This is a genomic window from Kitasatospora sp. NPDC089913 (genome assembly GCF_044748625.1).
In the GTDB taxonomy this organism is placed as follows: Bacteria; Actinomycetota; Actinomycetes; order Streptomycetales; family Streptomycetaceae; genus Kitasatospora.
This window is the reverse complement of record NZ_JBIVGI010000003.1, coordinates 277,408-295,531: the sequence shown is the minus strand read 5'-3', so window position 1 is coordinate 295,531 and position 18,124 is coordinate 277,408. Positions and strand designations below refer to the sequence as shown.

The following is an 18,124-nucleotide window of genomic DNA, read 5'->3' as shown; positions in this document are numbered from 1 at the left end:
CCCGCCTTCTCCCCTGCCCGCCCGACCCGAAAGGCCTCTCGATGAACCGGACCGCCGACCCCGTCGCGCTGATCACCGGCGGCACCCGCGGCATCGGCCGCGCCACCGCCCTGCGGCTGGCCGAGGACGGGTACGACATCGCGCTCTGCTACAGCGCCGACACCGACGCCGCCCGCTCGCTCGAGAAGGAGCTGCTGGACCTCGGCCGCGCCGCCTACGTCCGCCGCACCGACGTCGCCGACCCGGACGCCGTCCGCGAGCTGGTGGACGGCGCCGAGGACGCGCTCGGACCGATCACCGCGCTGGTCACCTCGGCGGCGATCCTGCGCGACACCCCGCTGCTGCTGATGGAGGACCAGGACTGGCAGGACGTGCTCCAGGTCAACCTCAGCGGCGTCTACCACGCCTGCCGCGCGGTGATCGACGGCATGGCGCTGCGCCGCCACGGCGCGATCGTCAACCTGTCCTCGGTCGCCGGCATCGCCGGCAGCCCCGGCCAGACCAACTACGCGGCGACCAAGGCCGGCATCATCGGCTTCACCCGCTCGCTCGCCCAGGAGGTCGGCCGCTTCGGCATCCGCGCCAATGTGGTCGCCCCCGGCTACATCGACACCGACCTGGTCGCGCAACTGCCGGAGGAGGCCGTCGACCAGGCGCTCGACCAGGTCGCGCTGCGCCGCCTCGGCCGTCCGGAGGAGGTGGCCGACCTGGTCGCCTTCCTGCTCTCCGACCGGGCCGGCTACCTCACCGGCGAGGTGCTGCGGATCGACGGCGGCTTCCGCTGACCGGAACCCGCCCGGCCCTCCCGTCCCCACCTCCCGTCCACCGACCCCCGGAGCCCGCCGTGCAGTGGACCGTCCTGGTCAACGAGCAGCAGCAGTACGCCCTCTACCCCGCCGACCGCCCCGCCCCCGCCGGCTGGCACCCCACCGGCTTCACCGGCACCGAGGACGCCTGCGAGGCCCACGTGGACGCGATCCGGCCCGACCCCCGCCCGCTCGGCTGACCAGGGCCCGGCTCCTGGACCCTGGCCGGGGCCACCCCGGCGGTCGGGGCGACCGCCGGGGTGGCCCCGTTGCGGAACTCCGCCACCGCGCCGGGATCGGCCGGCGCTCCGCCCGGCCGATCCCGGCGCGGTGGCGCGCGCGGTGCTGCGTGGCGTGGAGGCGGGGCGCGCGGTGATCGTCCCGGGCGCGGCGAACCGGATCGTCGCACGGACCGGCCGGCTCGCCCCGGGGACGGCCGATGCCCGGGCGGACCGGGTGGTTTCCGGTGCCCGGCGGTCCGGTGGCGCGGCCGGCCGAGCCCCCCACCCCCGTACGGCGGCCCCGGGACGAATCCCGGCACCGGTCGGTCCACCGACCAATCATTCGGAAACTTTCCTAACCAAAGCCATTGACCCCGGCGCCCCGTGCCCCGATTCTGTGAGACACCCGCGGCGGCGCGTCACCGGCCGCCCCGGGCCGCCCTCCCGCCCCTCCCACCCCTGATTTGCCGTCAACCCGTGCGGTGGATCGACGAAAGCGAGTTGGCATGCGCAAGACCATCGGAGTCCGCCTCACCGCCCCGCTGCTGGTCGCCGCCCTCGGTCCGGCCGCCCTCCTGCTGGCCCCGGTGGCCTCCGCCGCGGCCGCCCCCGGCGTCGCGGCCGTGCCGGGCATGGCCGCCGCACCCTACGAGTACCTCGGCTGGGGCAGCCCGCAGAAGCCGACCGACGTGATGAAGGCGACCGGCGTCAAGTGGTTCACGCTGGCCTTCATCCTCTCCGACGGCGGGTGCAACCCCAAGTGGGACGGCAGCCGACCGCTCACCGGAGGGTCCGACGAGGCCGCGATCAAGTCGATCCGGGCGGCCGGCGGCGACGTGGTCGTGTCGGTCGGCGGGTGGAGCGGGAACAAGCTGGGCGAGAAGTGCTCCAGCGCGAGCGCGCTGGCCGGGGCCTACCAGAAGGTGATCGACGCCTACAAGCTCAAGGCCTTCGACGTGGACATCGAGAACACCGAGTTCGGGAACGCGACGGTCCGTCAGCGGGTGGTCGACGCACTGAAGATCGTCAAGTCCAAGAACCCCGGGATCGTCACCTACATCACCCTCGGCACCACGCCGACCGGCCCGGACGCCACCGGCAAGGACCTCATCAAGCGCGGCGCCGCCGCCGGCCTCGCCAACGACGGCTGGGTGGTCATGCCGTTCGACTTCGGCGGCCACACCGGCACCATGGGGCAGGCGTCCGTCGGCGCCCTGGAAGGCCTGAAGGCCGCGGTCAAGAGCGCCTACGGCTACAGCGACGACGCCGCCTACCGGCACATCGGGGTGTCCTCGATGAACGGGAAGACCGACGAGGCCGGCGAGACGGTGTCCACCGCGGACTTCCGCACCATCCTCGGCTACGCCCAGCAGCACCACCTCGCACGGTTCTCGTTCTGGTCGGTCAACCGCGACCGCTCCTGCGGGTCGGGCACCGACGCCGACGCGTGCAGCGGCGTCGCGCAGTCGCCGTACGAGTTCACGAAGATCGTCGTCCAGTACCAGGGCTGAGGTGCCCCTGGGCCGTGGGCCGGCGGCGCCCTGCCCGACGCCGCCGGCCCCGTCGGCCGCCCGGGGCGATGCCCCGGGACCGCCGGGGTCCCGGTCTCCGCGCCTCCTCGCCGCTCCACCTGCCGGACTCCGCGCCCCGTCCCCGGGGCGGTCGGGGCCGTCGCGGGGCCACTGACGGTCGATCCCGTCCACCTGGTCCGGCCGACCCTGCGGCGCCCGCTCGCCCGGCACCGACCCGTCCCCGGCGACGGCCCGGCACCAGGGCCTGCGGGCCACACCCACGAAGGGCCGCCCCCACGACGGGCCTCGCCCCGGGAGGGCCGGCGCCTCCGATGCCGGGTCAGAGCTGCGCACGACCGTTCACCCGACGGGGCACCCCCAGCGGGTTGTCGTCCCGGAGCTCCGGGGGGAGCAGGGCCTGCGGGGTGTTCTGGTAGACGACCGGCCGCAGCCAGCGTTCGGCGGCGGCCGTGCCGACCGAGGTGGCGGCGGTGGTCGCGGCCGGGTAGGGGCCGCCGTGGTGCATGGCCGCGGTGACGGCGACGCCGGTCGGCCAGCCGTCCACCACCACCCGGCCCGCGAGCGCGGTCAGCCGTTCGATCAACTCGGCCGCCCCGGTGCCGCGTTCGTCCTCCGCGAGGTGGACGGTGGCGGTGAGGCTGCCGGGGATCCGGGCGAGCACGGCGGCGGCCTCGGCGGGGGTCCGGTAACGGGCCAGCACCACGAGCGGCCCGAAGCACTCCTCCAGCAGGGCCCGGTGGCTGTCCCCGGTGGCGAGGCGGGCCGCCGGTACGGCGAGCAGCCGGGGGCGGACGGCGTCGGGTGCGGCCAGGTCCACCACGTCCGCCGACACCGTTTCCACCTCGGGGAGTTCGGACATCGCACGGACCGCGGACCGGAAGGAGGAGTCGATCCGCCCGTCCAGCAGACGACCCGCCGGCACGCCGTCGGCCGCGACCGCGGCGGCGGCCACCACGGTGTCGCCCGCCGGACCCTCGGGGACCAGGACCAGACCGGGCTTGGTGCAGAGCTGTCCGAGGCCCAGGGTGAAGGAGGCGGCGAGACCCGCGCCCAGTTCGGGGCCGCGGGCGGCCGCGGCCGCCTCGGTGACGAGGACCGGGTTGAGACTGCCGAGTTCGCCGTGGAAGGGGATCGGCCGGGGGCGCGCGGCCGCGAGGTCGTGCAGGGCCCGACCACCGCGCAGCGAGCCGGTGAAGCCGACGGCGGCGGTCAGCGGGTGCTCGACCAGGGTCCGGCCCGCGTCGAGGCCGTGGACGACTCCGACCACGCCCTCGGGCAGGCCCGTCCTCGCGGCGGCGAGGCGCAGCAGCCGGGCGCAGAGGTCGCCGGTCGCCGGGTGACCGGGGTGCGCCTTGAGCACCACGGGGCAGCCGGCCGCCAGCGCGCTGGCGGTGTCACCGCCCGGAACGCCGAAGGCCAGTGGGAAGTTGCCCGCCGTGAACACCGCCACCACGCCCAGCGGCACCCTGATCCGGCGCAGGTCGGGCCGGGGGGCGGGCCGGGCGGCGGGGTCGGCGTGGTCGATGGTGGCGTCCAGCAGGGCGCCGCTCTCCGCGTGCTCGGCGAAGGCGAGCAACTGGTCGTGCGTGCGGGTGAGTTCGCCGCCGAGCCGGGGAGCGCCGAGGCCGGTCTCGGCGTCGGCGGTGGCGATGATCTCGTCCTGGGCCGCCGCGAGCAGCGCGGCCGCGGTGCGCAACAGCGCGGCCCGGCGGGGGCGGTCGGCGAGCGCCGGACGGGCGGCGTCGGCGGCGCGGACCGCACGGTCCACCTCGGCCGGGGTGGATGCGGTGGCCGGGGTGGGCGCGGCGAATGGGCCGGATGCGGCGAACGGGGTGGCAGGGGTGGATGCGGTACGGCCGGGATCGGCGCTCGACATGGTCGGTCCTCCGATGGTGTCCACGGATGTGAATGACCGTCAAGTTCCTGGACGGCTGCGCCCCGACGGTACGGAGGGTCCGAGCGGACGGTCAAGGGCCACTCGCGGATCACCGGGACGTCATCCACATATGTGGACTCAAATCACGATTTTGGATAGCCATTGACCTGGTGGACGGGTGTCATCACCATGATGACCGGCACCTCACCCCCACCTTTTTCTGGAGGTCCCTTGTCCACGCGATCGTTCGTCGCACTGACCAGTGCGACGGCTCTGCTGCTGGCGTCCGGCGTCATCGCCGTCGCCGCCGGCGCGGCCCCGCCGACCGGCGCTCCCGGCGGGGCCCAGGCCGGGCCGCAGGCCCCGGCCGACGCGGCGCTCACCGCGCTCGACCTGTCCAGGGCCAATCGGCGGGCCCCCGTCACCGGGCTCTACGACTGGTCGAAAGCCGGTTACCGCGGCGGCGCCGACCTGCCCGGCGCCTCCGAGACCACCACCGACACCGCCTGCCGGATCACCCCCGCCCAGCTCGCCTCGAAGTACAACGTCAAGCCCGACGACGGCGCGGACGACTCGGCCGGGCTGCAGTCCGCGATCGACTACGTCCGCGGCAGCTGCTCCCCGGGCGCGGGCTACGGCAAGCTCTCGCTGATCACCCTCCCGGCCGGCACCCTCGACCTGTCCCGGCAGATCGGCGTCGACGCCGACTACCTGATCCTGCGCGGCGCGGGCAGCGGCGCCGGCGGCACCCGGATCGTGTTCCGCCCGAACGCCGACACCCGCTACGACACCCTCACCCCGGACGGCTCCGACTGGGACGAGGACGCGATGACCTCCGGCGCCGGCAAGGGCGGCTGGATCTGGCCCGGCCGCGGCGTCTTCCGGGTCCAGTCCCGCGCGGTGAACCCCGCCTACGCCGCGGACTACGCGGCGGCACCGGCGAACCGCAAGGACATCTTCGAGGGCACGGTGAACGTGCACTGGAAGGCCGGGGTCAAGCTGCGCGAGAAGGCGGGAGACCCGGGCTTCGCCGCCCGGACCGGCGACACCGTCGTCCCGCTCGCCCCGTCCGGCGCGCTGACCGACCTCAAGGTCGGCGGCCTGGTCAACGTCCGGGCCGCCAACTCGCTGAAGTTCTACGCCCAGCAGGACATCCGGCCGGCCGACGGCCCGCTGCTCAACATGCACATGCGCCAGCAGATCTTCACCGTCAAGGCGGTGGACACAGCCGGTCGGACCATCACCCTGGACAAGCCGCTGGAGTACGACGTCCCGGTGACCTCGGTGTCGGACGGATCCGCCCCGATCGACGGCGCCGTGTACGACTCCAAGGCCGCGCCGCTGGTCGACCCGGTGGTCGGCGTGGGCTTCGAGGGCTTCTCGCTGACCCAGGACATGCCCGGTCTCGACCGGGCGGCGGCCGTGCACGACTACGGCAACATGTCACCGGCCGACGAGATCCACGGCATCGTCTTCAAGTGGGCGGCGGACTCCTGGGTGAAGGGCATCCGCACCGAGATGACGGGCTCCCACCCGATCGTCACGGAGGAGGCGTACCACCTGCAGATCGTCGGCAACCAGCTGGACGGTTCCTGGAACAAGGGCAAGGGCGGCAACGGCTACTTCCGCGGCTCCCGGGTCTGGGACTCGCTCTACGCGGGCAACACCTCGCGCAACCTGCGCCACTTCACCTTCCAGTGGTCCTCCTCCGGCAACGTCGCGATCGGCAACGACTTCGACTCCGACGTCAATCTGCACGGCGGCTGGGAGCGCAACAACCTGATCGAACTCAACACCGTGACGGTGCCGTACGAGCACCGCTCCGGCAACTGCGCCTCCAACTGCGGCGAGGAGGGCGGCGGCGGGCCCGACGCGTCCACCTGGTTCCCGATCTGGTGGGGTGCCGGCAAGAAGGCCGTCAAGTGGTCCGGCTCGACCGGCCCGCGGAACGTCTTCTTCAACAACGCCATGTCCAAGCAGACGACGGCGGGCGCCGGGTACACGGCCTACTACCCCGACCGGCACCGGATCTACCAGTTCGGCTGGAGCGGCAGCGCCTTCAAGGCCCTCGACCAGGGCGGCACGGCGATCCCCGACTGGGCCGGACGGGAGCAGCTGGACTACACCGGCGGCCACGGGGTGGACGCCACCCGGACGGACGCGGCGGCCTCGCTGTTCCTCAAGTCCACCGGCGGTACCGACCCGTCGCCGACGGCCTCCCCCACCGCGTCGCCGACCGGCACGCCGGGCGGCTGCCTCACGGCACGGACGGCGCAGACCTCCGTCTGGGCCGGCGGGTACGGCATGAACGTCTACGTCAAGAACAACTGCGCGACCACCACGCACGGTTGGTCCGTCGCGTTCGACCTGCCGGCCGGGACGACGGTCACCAGCAGCTGGTCCTCCACCCGGACCCAGGCCGGGCAGCGTCACACCTTCACCAACGTCTCCTACAACGGGGACATCGCCCCCGGTCAGGAGGAGAGCTTCGGCTTCAACGCCGGCGGGCCCGGCCTGCCGTCCGGCTGCACGGTCAACGGAGCCCCCTGCAACGGCGGTTCGGGGCCCGTGACACCGACGCCGACGCCCACCGCGACCCCGACATCCACTCCGACACCCACTCCCACCGCCACACCGACCGCCACCCCCACGGCCACGCCCACCGGTCCGTCCGGCCCGGTCGTGAACGTCGCGACCGCCGCCCAGCTGACCGCCGCCCTCGCGGCGGCCTCGCCGGGGCAGACGATCCGCCTGGCACCGGGTGAGTACCACGGCGCCTTCCTGGCCCGGCGGGCCGGGACGGCGTCCGCGCCCATCACCCTGACCGGCCCCCGCACCGCCGTCCTGGTCAACGACGGTCCCGTCGGGGACGCACCGGCCTGCCCGGAGCCCACCACCGGCTGGGACTCCGGTTACGGCCTCTGGCTCTCCGCCGCGCCGTACTGGAACCTCACCGGCTTCACCGTGAAGGACTCCAAGAAGGGGGTCGTCCTGGACAACTCCCCGCACGTGGTGCTGGACGGCGTGTACGTCCACCACACCGACGAGGAGGGTGTGCACTTCCGCCGCTCCTCGGCGGACGGGGTGATCCGCAACTCGGTGATCGAGTACACCGGTCTGGTCCAGCCCGGCTACGGCGAGGGCGTCTACCTGGGCTCCGCCTCCTCGAACTGGGCCTGCCACGGCAACACCGGCGGGGTGGACCGCTCCGACCGGGTGCTGGTGGAGAACAACCGGATCGGCCCGTACGTCGCGGCCGAGGCGATCGACATCAAGGAGGGCACCTCTGACGGGACCGTCCGCGGCAACACCTTCGACGGACGGGGCGTCTCGGGCGAGAACTCGGCGGACTCCTGGGTCGACGTCAAGGGCACCGGCTATCTGATCGAGAACAACCGGGGCTCCTTCGCCGCGCCGGGGACCTTCGCCAACGGGTACGAGACCCACAACCCGTCCACCTCGCCGTCGTTCCCCAACGGCTGCGGCAACGTCTGGCGGGGCAACACCTCCGACCTGGGCGGGGTCGGGGCCTACGCGATCAGGATCACCTCGCCCTCGGCCTGCACCGGCCGGCCGAACACGGTGTACGCCTCCAACACCGTGACCGGGGCCGTCTCCGGGCTGACGAACGTGGCCGTCACACCCTGATCCGGGTGTCCCGGCCGCGGCCGGGACACCCCCTCCGCCCGCGGGCCGGCGATCGTCGGGCCTCCCGCCGGATCATCTGATCCCGTGCCGCCGGAGGGTGGTGGCGAGGGCGGTGGTGTGCGCCACCACCGCCCTCGCCACCCGGTCCACCTCCAAGGACGAGGCGAGTTCGGCCGGCATCGAGCAGCTGATCGCATCGGTGGCGGGGATCCGGTACGGGACGGGGGCAGAGATGCAGGCGATGCCCACGGTGCCCTGTTCCGACTCCAGGGCCCAGCCCCGGTCCCGGACCTCGGCGAGTTCGGCGTGCAGCTCCACCCGGTCGGTGATGGTCTCCTCGGTGAAGGTCTCCAGGGTGCGGGGCAGCACGGCGTCCACCTCCTCGGTGGTCAACTCGGCCAGCAGGGCCTGCCCGAGAGCCGTGATGTGCGCCGGCAGCCGACGGCCCACCCGGGAGATCACCCGGATGCTGTCGCGCGACTCCCGGCTCGCCAGGTAGAGCACGTACGCCTCGTCACGCCGGGCGAAGTGCACCGTGTAGCCGATCTCGGCCCGCAGGTCCTCCAGGGCGTCGAGCGCGTACGGCAGGGCCGGGTCGCGGTCGAGGTAGGCGGTGCCCGCCAGCAGCGCGTGCGGTCCGACGCCGAACGCGGAGCCGCCCTCGTCGGCCTCCACCCACTTGACCTCGCGCAGGGTGCGGACCAGGGCGTGCAGGCTGCTCCGCGGATAACCGAGCCGTTCCTGCAGCTCCGCGAGGGTCAGCCGGGTCGGGGAGGCCGCCAGTGCCTCCAGGATCCGTACCGTGCGCTCGGCCGACTTCACCGTCGCGACGTCCGACTGGGCTGGGGTCATGTCCACCGTCCGGTTGGGTGGTTCAGCAGTGTTGACGGTCATGGTACCGGACGTTAACTTCTCCTTGAAGTGCTGCCATATCCAGAGATTCTGTCCATATATGTAGACGGGAATCCGATGCTCAGCAGACTCGCACGCCTCCGGACGGCCCTCACGGCCTCCGCTCTCGTCCTGGCCACCGTCGCCGGCTGCGGTTCCGGAGGCTCCGGCAGCTCCGGAACCACCGGAGCCTCCGACGACAAGTCCCCGTTGGAGATCTGGGTCCGCAAGCCCCCCGGCTCCAACACCGAGAAGACCCACCAGAGCCTCGCCGCGGCGTTCACCGCCGCCACCGGCGTGCCCACCCGCGTCACGGCGCTCTTCGACGACTTCGAGACCAAGCTCCAGCAGGCCGCCGCCCAGAAGAAGTTGCCGGACCTGATCGTGAACGACACCGCGCAGCTCGGCACCCTGGTGAAGCAGGGACTGGTGCGGACCGTCGACCGCGCCGCGCTGGCCGGCGGCGACCGTCTGGTCCCCGCCGCCTGGGACGCCGCCAAGGGGGCCGACGGCAAGTACTACGGCGTCCCGTTCTCGGCCCAGACCTTCGCGCTGTTCGTCCGCCGCGACTGGCGCGAGAAGCTGGGCCTGCCCGTCCCCACCACCTGGGACCAGCTCGACGCCCTCGCGACGGCGTTCACCACCCGCGACCCGGACGGCAACGGCAAGGCCGACACCTACGGCTACGTCGTCCCCGGCAGCACCAAGCGCGGCTACCTGGACTGGTACTTCTCCAGCTTCCTCTGGGCCGACGGCGGCGACTACTTCACCGGATCCCCCGGGAGCCTGAAGCCCGCCGTCGACAGCCCGGGCTCGCTCGCGGCGGCCCAGTGGCTGCAGAAGCAGTTCTGCACGGACAAGAACGTCGCCCCGGGCGCCGTCACCACAGAGACCACCCAGGCACACCCGCTGTTCGAGACCGGCAAGGGCGGCATCTACTTCACCGGCCCCTACAACCTGGCCCGCTTCGACAAGAGCCTCGGCCAGGACAAGTACGAGATCGTCGCACTCCCGGCCGGCCCGGCCCCGGGCGGCCGGTCCGCCGTGCTCGCCGAGGGCGAGAACATCTATCTGATGGCCGGTTCGCACAACACCGCCGGCCAGCGGAAGTACGCCGAGTACCTGATCGGCACCGAGGGCCAGAAGACCGGCATGGCCGGCGACACCGACGGCAACGTGGTCCGGCTGCCGGTCAACCAGGACGTCGACCTGGCGTCGGTGCGCACCGACCGGCGCTGGCAGGTCTTCGACAAGGCGTACCGCGAGGCCGGCCGCTACGTGCCCGCCGTGCCGGAGTGGACGCCGTTCCGGCAGGCGTCCGCCGAGGCCCTCAACTCGCTCGCCGCCGACTGCGCGGCCGACCCGAAGGCCACGCTGGGCAAGCTCGCCGGCACCTTCGCCACCGAGCTCGAGAAGCAGGGAGCCGGCTCCTGATGGCGGCCGCCGACGTCACCGCCGGACCGGCCGGACCGACGGCGGTGCCCGGCGACGGCGCCGCACCGGCCGCCGCACCAGCGGCCGGGCGCGGGCCGGCGGGCCGGTCCCCGGCGCCCGCCGGACGGGCCCGCCCGCGGCCGTGGCGGCACCGGCTGACCGGCGGCCTCACCCCCTGGCTGTTCCTCGCCCCCGCGCTGCTGCTGTTCGGCCTGTTCAAGTTCCTGCCGATGGCCCGGGCCCTGGAGATGAGCTTCCACGAGGTCCGCCCGTACCTGGGCGACCGGTGGGTGGGCGGCGCCAACTACCACCAGGTCGTCACCGACGACGCCTTCCTCCAGGCGATCTGGCACACCGTCCTGCTGGCCGCCGGCCAGACCGGCGGCTCGCTGGCCCTGGGGCTGGGGCTGGCCCTGGTGCTGGAGGGCACCGCCCGCCACCTGTGGATCGTCCGGACGGCGGTCTTCCTGCCGGTGGTCACCGCGATGGCGGTGGTCGCCGAGGTCTGGCGGATCCTGTACCACCCGGCGGCGGGCGGCGCCGTGAACACCCTGCTCGGCTGGCTCGGCCTCGGCCCCTCCCAGTTCCTCAACGGCCCCGACTCCGCGCTCTGGTCGGTGATGGGCGTCGGGGTGTGGCGGGGCGCGCCCTACGACATGATGATCTTCCTGGCGGCCCTGGCCGGCGTCGACCGCACCTTGTACGAAGCCTCCGCCGTCGACGGGGCCGGCACCCTGCGCCGCCTGTGGCACGTCACCCTGCCCGCCCTTCGGCCGGCCTTCGCCGTCCTGCTCACCCTGGCCGCCATCCGGGGGCTGCGGGTCTTCACCGAGATCTTCCTGCTCACCAACGGCGGCCCGAACGGATCCACCGAGGTCCTGATGACACTCGTGTACAAACTCGGCCTGGAACGCAACGAGTTGGGGGTGGCCGCGGCCGGCTCCATGGTGCTGCTCGGTGCCACCGTCGTACTCACCCTGGCCCTGCGGGCACGACGCGGCGATCCGCGCGGCGAGCGGCACAGCGCCGGGAGGGCGGGCCGATGAAGAAACCGACCACCACCACGTCCGCCGTCTCCACCACCGACACCGCCCTCGGCCTCACCGCCCGTCGCGGAGCGCTCGCCGTCCTCGCCCGCACCGCGCTGTACGCGCTGCTCGTGCTGGTCTTCGCCGGGCCGCTGCTCGCCCTGCTGGCCAGCTCCTTCTCCGAGGTCACCGACCCGACCGCGCTCACCCTGCTGCCCACCCACCCGACGCTGGAGAACTTCCGGGCCGCGTTCGACCGCGACGTACTGCGCTACCTCGCCAACTCGCTGGTCGTGGTCGGTGGCGGGCTGCTGCTCCAGATCGCGGTCAGCGTCAGCGCCGCCTACGCGATCGCCCGCCGTCGCTTCCCGGGCGCGCGGCTGGTCCTGCTGCTGATCCTCGGGACGATGATGCTGCCGGAGGAGATCCTCGCCCTCCCGCTCTCGATGGTGCTCTCGGACCTCGACCTCATCGGCACCCTCGCCGGGATGATCCTCCCGGTCGGGGCGTGGGCGTTCTCCATCCTGGTCACGGCGGAGTTCATGAAGGAGATCCCGGTCGAGCTGGAGGAGGCCGCCCGCCTCGACGGCGCCGGCGACCTGCGGATCTTCTGGTCCGTCGTCCTGCCGCTGTGCCGCCCCGCGCTGGGGGTGATCGGCATCTTCGGCTTCACCATGATCTGGGACCAGTACCTGCTGCCGATGCTGGTCGCCACCGACGCCCGGCAGTTCACCCTGCCGCTGGCGCTGCGCACCCTGCGCTCCGACGAGGAGGTCGGCATCGGGGTACTGCTGGCCTCCGCCCTGCTCGCCCTGCTGCCCAGCGTGCTCGCCTTCCTCGCCATGCAGCGGCAGTTCATGCGCGGCCTCACCTCCGGCGCGGTCAAGGGCTGAGCGCGCGCCCCGACGCCCCTCACCGTCCCACTCCTCCCTCACCCCTCCGCCTCTCCACTTGATCCGGTCATCGGACCGTCAGACAGGAATCCCCATGCGCCTGCACGGCCTGCTCTCCTTCCCGCTCACCCCGTTCACCCCGGACGACAAGATCGACCTCGCCGCCTACGCCGAACACCTGGAACGGCAGCTCGCCGCCGCCCCGGCCGCCCTGTTCGTCGCCTGCGGCACGGGCGAGTTCACCGCCCTCGGCCCCGAGGAGTACCGGGACGTGGTCGCCACGGCCGTCCGGGTCGTCGACGGCCGCGTCCCCGTCGTGGCGGGCTGCGGCGGCGGCCCCCGGCTGGCCCGCGAGTTCGCTCTCGCCGCGGCCGCCTCCGGGGCCGACGGTCTACTGCTGCTCCCTCCGTACCTGGTCGCCGGGACCCCCGGCGGCCTCGTCCGGCACGTCCGCTACGTCGCCGAGGCCACCGCCCTGCCCCTGGTCGTCTACCAGCGGGCCAACGCCGTGCTCGACCCGGCCGCCGCCGTCGCCCTGCTCGACATCCCCACCGTCACCGGCGTCAAGGACGGCCTCGGCGACGTCGACGCGATGCTCCGCCTGGTCACCGCCGTCCGCACCAGCGGCCACCCGAGGGCCGCCGCCTTCGGCTTCCTCAACGGGCTGCCCACCGCCGAACTCACCGTCCAGGCCTACCGGGCGATCGGCGTCGACAGCTACTCCTCCGCCGTCCTGTGCTTCGCACCCGACCTCGCCCTCGCCTTCCACCGTGCCGTCGAGCGCGGCGACGAGCACGCCGTCCGCACCCTGCTCGCGGAGTTCTACCTGCCCTTCGTCGCGCTGCGCGACCTGGTCCCGGGCTACGCCGTGGCCCTGGTGAAGGCCGGTGCCCGGCTCGGCGGCCTCGACCTGGGGCCGGTCCGGCCCCCCTTGGTCGACGCCGCCCCCGAACACGTGGAGCAGCTGGCCGGGATCCTCGCCCGCGGCCGGGCCGCGCTCGCCACCCTGAACGAGGCGGCTGCCGTGGACGGGGCCGCCGCCGTGGACGGGGCCGCCGCCCTCAGCGGGGCCCCCGCCGTGGACGGGGCCGCCCGATGAGGATCCGCGAGGTGGTCGTCACCCCCGTCGCGTTCCCGGATCCCCCGCTGCTCAACTCGGCCGGCGTCCACCAGCCGTGGGCGCTGCGCGCGATCGTCGAACTCCGCGGAGAGGACGGCCTCGTGGGCCTGGGCGAGACCTACGGCGACGCACCGCACCTGGCCCTGCTGCGCCGTGCCGCGCCCGCCGTCACCGGTCTCGACCCGTTCGACACCAACGGCCTGCTCCGCCGGATCGCCGGGGTGCTCGGCGCCGCCGACGCGCCCGACCGGCACGGTCTGACCGGCGGTTCCAGCCCGACACGGACCACCCTGAAGGTGCTCGGCCCGTTCGAGACCGCCTGCCTGGACCTCCAGGGGCAGCTGACCGGCCGGCCCGTCGCCGATCTGCTCGGCGGCCGGGTCCGGGACGAAGTCCCCTACGCGGGTTACCTCTTCTACCGCTGGGCCGCGCACCCGGCGCAGCCCGGGCCGCTCCCGGACCGGGACGGCGACCCGTTCCCGGAGGCGCTGGACGCGGGCGGGATCGTCGAGCAGGCCGGTCAGCTGGTCGAGCAGTACGGGTTCCGCTCGCTCAAGCTCAAGGGCGGGGTGCTGCCGCCGGAGGAGGAGGTCGAGGCGATCCGCGAACTGCGCGCCGCCTTCCCCGACCACCCGCTGCGGCTGGACCCCAACTCCGCCTGGACGGTGGAGACCTCCGTCCGGGTGGGCGAGCGGACCGAGGGCCTGCTGGAGTACCTGGAGGATCCGACACCCGGCATCGCCGGCATGGCCGAGGTGGCGCGCCGGGTCCCCATGCCGCTCGCCACCAACATGTGCGTGGTCGCCCCGGAGGACCTCCCGCCCGGGTTCGGCGCCCGGGCCGTCGGGGTCGTCCTGGCCGACCACCACTACTGGGGCGGGCTGCGCCGCTCGGCCGAACTCGCCGCCGTCTGCCGCACCTGGGGTGTCGGGGTCTCGATGCACTCCAACAGCCATCTCGGGATCAGTCTCGCCGCGATGACCCAGCTCGGCGCCGCCCTGCCGGAGCTCACCTACGCCGCCGACACCCACACCCCCTGGCAGGGCGGGGTGGACGTGGTCGCCGAGCCGCTGCGGATCGCCGGCGGGGCGGTGCGGGTGCCCGACCGGCCCGGCCTCGGGGTCCGGCTGGATCCGGACGCGCTCGCCCGGCTGCACGAGAACTACCTGCGGTGCGGCGTCCGGGAGCGCGACGACACCGCGTACCGGGCCCGGTTCGAACCCGGCTACCGGAAGAGGCGTCCCCGATGGTGAACCCGCACGTCTCCGTCCACGCCTACCCCTGGGACGTCCTCGGCGACCCCGGCTTCGCCGACCGGGCCCGGGCCACCGGCGCCGACGCCGTCACCCTGGCGCTCAGCTACCACTCGACCCGTGCCGCCACCCCGCACCACCCCCGGCGGCGGTTCGTCGACGCCCACCACGGCGCGCTCCACCGGCCGGTGCGTTCCCCGGCCTGGGCGGGCCACCGGCTGGTGCCCCGGGGCGCCGACTGGCTGCCCGGGGAGGATCCGGGCCGCGCGGCCGTGACCGCGCTCGCCGGGGCCGGACTGCCCGTCACCGCCTGGATCGTGCTCGCCCACAACAGCCGGCTCGGCCGGCTCCATCCCGACCTCGCCGTGGTGAACTGCTTCGGCGAGCCCTACCCGTACGCGCTCTGCCCCTCCCGTGCCGAGGTCCGCGACCACTGCGCGACCCTGGCCGCCGAGGCCCTGCACGACCTGCCCGCCGGTGCCGTGCGCGGTGTGTCGCTGGAGTCCGCCGGCCAGCTCGGCGCGGTGCACGCGGGGTGCCACGAGAAGACCGACGGCGCCTACGGACCGACGGCCCTGCGGGCCCTGTCGGTGTGCTGCTGCGAGGGCTGCCGTGCGGGGTGGCGGTCGGCCGGGACGGACCCGGACCTCGTCGTCGGGCAGCTCCGCCGGTCGGCGGGGACCGGCGCCGCTCCGCCCGCCGAGGTCGACGAGGTGGTGCTCGCCGTACGGCACGCGGCCACCGACGCGCTGCGCGGCCGGGCCGTCGCCGCCGTACGCGACGCCGTGCCCGGGGTGCCGGTCACCCTGCACGCCCACCCCGACCCGTGGGCCACCGGCCCGTCGCCCGGACTCACCGCCGCGGCGGCCGGGGAGGTGGACGCCGTGCTGGTGCCCTGCTGGCCGACCGGTCCGGAGAGTGCCGAACTGGTACGCCGTACCGCGCTGCGCCATCCGGTGGTGGACGCGTACGTCACGCTGCTGGCGCCGACCGATCCGGGCCTGCTGCCCGGCCATGTCCGCCGGCTGCGGGCGGCCGGGGCGAGCCGGCTCAGCCTCTACCACCTGGGCCTGCTGCCCGCCGACCGGCTGCCGCTGGCGGCCGTCCTGGCGGCCGAGTTCCGCGCCGCCGGACCCGCCGCGCCCGCGGCCGGACCCTCCGCGCCTGCCGCACCCGTCGCCGCACCCGTCGCCGCACCCAGCACCGCACCCGTCGCCGAGATCGGAGCACCATGACCGGGACCGTTCTGCTCACCGGCGCCGCGGGCGGCGTCGGCACCTTCCTGCGCGAGCGCCTGCCCGCCCTGGGCCACCGGCTGGTCTGCGCCGACCGGCTGCCGGTTCCCGGCGACCCCGACGCGCTCCGCTTCGACCTGGGCGATGCGGAGGCCGTCCGGGCCGCCGTGCGCGGTGCCGACGCCGTGGTGCACCTCGGCGGGATCTCCGTCGAGGACGGCTTCGAGGCGATCCTCGACGCCAACATCCGCGGCACCTACCACCTGTACGAGGCCGTGCGCCGGGAGGGGGTGCGCCGGGTGGTGCTGGCGAGCAGCAACCACGCCGTCGGCTTCCATCCGCTGACCGGCGCCGTCCCGATCGGTTCCGACGTCCCGCCCCGCCCCGACACCTACTACGGCCTGTCCAAGGCCTTCGGGGAGAACCTGGCCGCCCTGTACGCCGACAAGTACGGCGTCCGGACGGTCTCGCTGCGGATCGGCTCGTGCTTCGCCCGCCCCCGGTCCGTGCGGATGCTCGCCACCTGGCTCAGCCCCGACGACTGCGCGCGCCTGGTGCACGCGGCGCTCACCGCCCCGGGCACCGGCCACACCGTGGTCAACGGCATCAGCGCCAACACCCGGGCCTGGTGGGACCTCTCGTCCGCACGCGCCCTCGGCTACCGCCCGCGGGACGACGCCGAGCGGTTCGCCGAGGCGGTGCTGGCCGAACACGGCGAGCTGGACCCCGGCCATGTCGACGCCCGGCTGATCGGCGGTCACTTCACCACCGCGGAGCCCCCGCACAGCGCCGGGTGAGGTGCCGAGGCGGAGGCCGCTGCCCGGGCGGCGGCCTCCCTCCGCCCCGGCCCGGACGGCGGCCCTCCCTCAGCCCAGGTAGCGGCCGTCCCGGGCGACCACCCGCCCGGCCCGGACCACCAGCTCGCGCGGCGGAAGGTCCACGACGACCTGCGGGAGGCACTCGCCGGACACCAGCATGAAGTCCGCCGGCGACCCCGGCTCCAGGGTCGCCCTCGGCAGGTCGAGCAGCTCGGCACCGCCGTCGGCGGCCAGCGCGAAGCACCCGGCCAGCTCCTCGTCCGTGCGGGCGTCGGTCGTCCAGCCGAGCAGGTGGGCCCGGTGCAGCATGTCCGCGTTGCCGTACGGGCTCCAGGAGTCCCGCACCCCGTCCGAACCGAGGCCCACCCGCACGCCGTGCGCCCGGAGTTCACGGAACGGCAGCACCTGGTGCGCCGAGGGCGCGACGGTGGTGAGGCCGACGCCGGACTCGGCGAGCAGCTCGGCGAGCTCGTCGAGCTGCTCGCCGCCCAGCTCCGGCACGCAGAAGGCGTGGCTGACCACGACCCGGCCGGCCAGACCGGCGGCCCTGGTCCGCGCGGCGATGTCGCGCAGCGGGGCAAGCCCCCGGTCGCCCCGGTCGTGCAGATGGACGTCCAGCCGCAGCCCGTACCGCTCGGCCAGGCCGAAGACCAGGTCGAGCTGGGCCGGGCCCTCGCCGTCCGGACCGCCGTCGAAGCCGGCCGGGTCGATGCCGCCGACCGCGTCGATCAGCCCGCCCGCCGCGGCCTCGGCCAGCAGCGTCCCCGCCCCGGGGGTGCGGCGGACGCCGTGCTGCGGGAAGGCGACCAGCTGGAGGTCCAGCGCACCGGCCAACCGCTCCCGCACCTCGGCCAGACCGGTCACCCCGGCCAGGCCGAAGGCCGGCGCGACGTCCACGTGCGCCCGGACGGCACGGGTGCCGCAGGCCACGGCGTGGGCGAGCAGCCGGTGGGCGCGCTCGGCGAGCGGGGTGGACTGACGGCGGTACAGGTCGACGTCGCCGTCCACGTACTCGGGCAGCGAACCGGCCGGGCGGCGGCTGTACCAGGGCTCGCCCCAGGCGCTCTTGTCCGGGTGGATGTGGGCGTCCACCAGGGTGGGCAGCGCGATCCGGCCCGCGCCGTCGACCACCTCCGGCTCGGCGCCCTCCGGCAGCCGGTCGACCAGCAGGCCGTCGACGGCGACCAGGTCGACGGCCCGTCCGGCGCCGTACGGGCGGACGTCGCGGAACACGGTGACGGCGGGGGCGGCCATGTGGTCTGCCTCTCGGTACGGGGGCGTTGAGCACGGGAAACCCCCAGTGTCCCGCCGATTCCCGCGCGGGGGATCGACCGATCGGACGACACCGCGGTCCACCGGCCGTCGCCCC

The 18,124-nt window shown here is 74.3% G+C and carries 14 protein-coding genes; 11 read left to right on the top strand and 3 right to left on the bottom strand.

The genetic code is table 11. The features are described 5' to 3' along the window. The first annotated feature begins 41 nt into the window (after positions 1-41). The 3 genes from fabG to ACIPYS_RS07790 all read left to right on the top strand — a co-directional run bounded on the left by fabG (position 42) and on the right by ACIPYS_RS07790 (position 2,538). Entirely contained in the window at positions 42-785 is a 744-nt protein-coding gene (gene fabG / locus ACIPYS_RS07800; RefSeq protein ID WP_400744554.1) for a 3-oxoacyl-ACP reductase FabG, read from the top strand. A gap of 59 nt (positions 786-844) precedes the next feature. Continuing rightward, entirely contained in the window at positions 845-1,006 is a 162-nt protein-coding gene (locus ACIPYS_RS07795; RefSeq protein ID WP_159425166.1) for an MbtH family NRPS accessory protein, read from the top strand. Between the two features lie 527 nt (positions 1,007-1,533). Further along, positions 1,534-2,538 (top strand): chitinase, encoded by a 1,005-nt coding sequence (locus tag ACIPYS_RS07790; RefSeq protein WP_400744550.1) that lies wholly within the window; start codon positions 1,534-1,536, stop codon positions 2,536-2,538. 340 nt (positions 2,539-2,878) lie between these two features. Here the strand turns inward: ACIPYS_RS07790 and ACIPYS_RS07785 are convergent, their stop codons facing one another. After that, entirely contained in the window at positions 2,879-4,435 is a 1,557-nt protein-coding gene (locus ACIPYS_RS07785; protein ID WP_400744547.1) for an aldehyde dehydrogenase family protein, read from the bottom strand. Positions 4,436-4,666: 231 nt separating this feature from the next. Between ACIPYS_RS07785 and ACIPYS_RS07780 the strand changes: the two genes are divergently transcribed. After that, entirely contained in the window at positions 4,667-8,083 is a 3,417-nt protein-coding gene (locus ACIPYS_RS07780) for a cellulose binding domain-containing protein (RefSeq protein ID WP_400744544.1), read from the top strand. Between the two features lie 72 nt (positions 8,084-8,155). Here ACIPYS_RS07780 and ACIPYS_RS07775 read toward each other — a convergent pair whose 3' ends face one another. Next, positions 8,156-8,935 (bottom strand): IclR family transcriptional regulator, encoded by a 780-nt coding sequence (locus ACIPYS_RS07775; RefSeq protein WP_173862200.1) that lies wholly within the window; start codon positions 8,933-8,935, stop codon positions 8,156-8,158. A 117-nt stretch (positions 8,936-9,052) separates the two neighbouring features. Between ACIPYS_RS07775 and ACIPYS_RS07770 the strand changes: the two genes are divergently transcribed. The 7 genes from ACIPYS_RS07770 to ACIPYS_RS07740 all read left to right on the top strand — a co-directional run bounded on the left by ACIPYS_RS07770 (position 9,053) and on the right by ACIPYS_RS07740 (position 16,734). Continuing rightward, positions 9,053-10,408: a sugar ABC transporter substrate-binding protein gene (locus ACIPYS_RS07770; protein WP_093863891.1), complete on the top strand. Its 1,356-nt coding sequence runs from the start codon at positions 9,053-9,055 to the stop codon at positions 10,406-10,408. After that, a complete protein-coding gene (locus ACIPYS_RS07765) occupies positions 10,408-11,454 on the top strand; it encodes a carbohydrate ABC transporter permease (protein WP_400744540.1) in 1,047 nt (348 codons plus the stop codon). Before ACIPYS_RS07770 ends, ACIPYS_RS07765 begins: the two co-directional genes overlap by 1 nt. After that, positions 11,451-12,329, top strand: a complete 879-nt coding sequence (locus tag ACIPYS_RS07760; protein WP_093863889.1) for a carbohydrate ABC transporter permease — start codon at positions 11,451-11,453, stop codon at positions 12,327-12,329. The genes ACIPYS_RS07765 and ACIPYS_RS07760 overlap by 4 nt, the downstream gene beginning before the upstream one ends. A gap of 94 nt (positions 12,330-12,423) precedes the next feature. After that, positions 12,424-13,428, top strand: coding sequence for a 5-dehydro-4-deoxyglucarate dehydratase (locus ACIPYS_RS07755; RefSeq protein ID WP_400744536.1), 1,005 nt, complete (start codon positions 12,424-12,426; stop codon positions 13,426-13,428). Continuing rightward, positions 13,425-14,702, top strand: coding sequence for a glucarate dehydratase family protein (locus ACIPYS_RS07750; protein ID WP_400744534.1), 1,278 nt, complete (start codon positions 13,425-13,427; stop codon positions 14,700-14,702). Before ACIPYS_RS07755 ends, ACIPYS_RS07750 begins: the two co-directional genes overlap by 4 nt. Further along, positions 14,696-15,937, top strand: a complete 1,242-nt coding sequence (locus ACIPYS_RS07745; RefSeq protein ID WP_400744532.1) for a hypothetical protein — start codon at positions 14,696-14,698, stop codon at positions 15,935-15,937. Before ACIPYS_RS07750 ends, ACIPYS_RS07745 begins: the two co-directional genes overlap by 7 nt. After that, complete coding sequence (locus ACIPYS_RS07740; protein WP_093863886.1) at positions 15,934-16,734, top strand: NAD(P)-dependent oxidoreductase; 801 nt, start codon at positions 15,934-15,936, stop codon at positions 16,732-16,734. Before ACIPYS_RS07745 ends, ACIPYS_RS07740 begins: the two co-directional genes overlap by 4 nt. 69 nt (positions 16,735-16,803) lie before the next feature. Here the strand turns inward: ACIPYS_RS07740 and ACIPYS_RS07735 are convergent, their stop codons facing one another. Further along, a complete protein-coding gene (locus ACIPYS_RS07735) occupies positions 16,804-18,009 on the bottom strand; it encodes an amidohydrolase (RefSeq protein WP_400744528.1) in 1,206 nt (401 codons plus the stop codon). Between the last annotated feature and the right edge of the window lie 115 nt (positions 18,010-18,124).

Coding starts and splice junctions, on each gene's coding strand:
- fabG (WP_400744554.1), top strand. CDS start 42: ATGAACCGGACCGCCGACCCCGTCGCGCTGATCACCGGCGGCACCCGC.
- ACIPYS_RS07790 (WP_400744550.1), top strand. CDS start 1,534: ATGCGCAAGACCATCGGAGTCCGCCTCACCGCCCCGCTGCTGGTCGCC.
- ACIPYS_RS07785 (WP_400744547.1), bottom strand. CDS start 4,435: ATGTCGAGCGCCGATCCCGGCCGTACCGCATCCACCCCTGCCACCCCG.
- ACIPYS_RS07775 (WP_173862200.1), bottom strand. CDS start 8,935: ATGACCCCAGCCCAGTCGGACGTCGCGACGGTGAAGTCGGCCGAGCGC.
- ACIPYS_RS07770 (WP_093863891.1), top strand. CDS start 9,053: ATGCTCAGCAGACTCGCACGCCTCCGGACGGCCCTCACGGCCTCCGCT.
- ACIPYS_RS07765 (WP_400744540.1), top strand. CDS start 10,408: ATGGCGGCCGCCGACGTCACCGCCGGACCGGCCGGACCGACGGCGGTG.
- ACIPYS_RS07760 (WP_093863889.1), top strand. CDS start 11,451: ATGAAGAAACCGACCACCACCACGTCCGCCGTCTCCACCACCGACACC.
- ACIPYS_RS07755 (WP_400744536.1), top strand. CDS start 12,424: ATGCGCCTGCACGGCCTGCTCTCCTTCCCGCTCACCCCGTTCACCCCG.
- ACIPYS_RS07750 (WP_400744534.1), top strand. CDS start 13,425: ATGAGGATCCGCGAGGTGGTCGTCACCCCCGTCGCGTTCCCGGATCCC.
- ACIPYS_RS07745 (WP_400744532.1), top strand. CDS start 14,696: ATGGTGAACCCGCACGTCTCCGTCCACGCCTACCCCTGGGACGTCCTC.
- ACIPYS_RS07740 (WP_093863886.1), top strand. CDS start 15,934: ATGACCGGGACCGTTCTGCTCACCGGCGCCGCGGGCGGCGTCGGCACC.
- ACIPYS_RS07735 (WP_400744528.1), bottom strand. CDS start 18,009: ATGGCCGCCCCCGCCGTCACCGTGTTCCGCGACGTCCGCCCGTACGGC.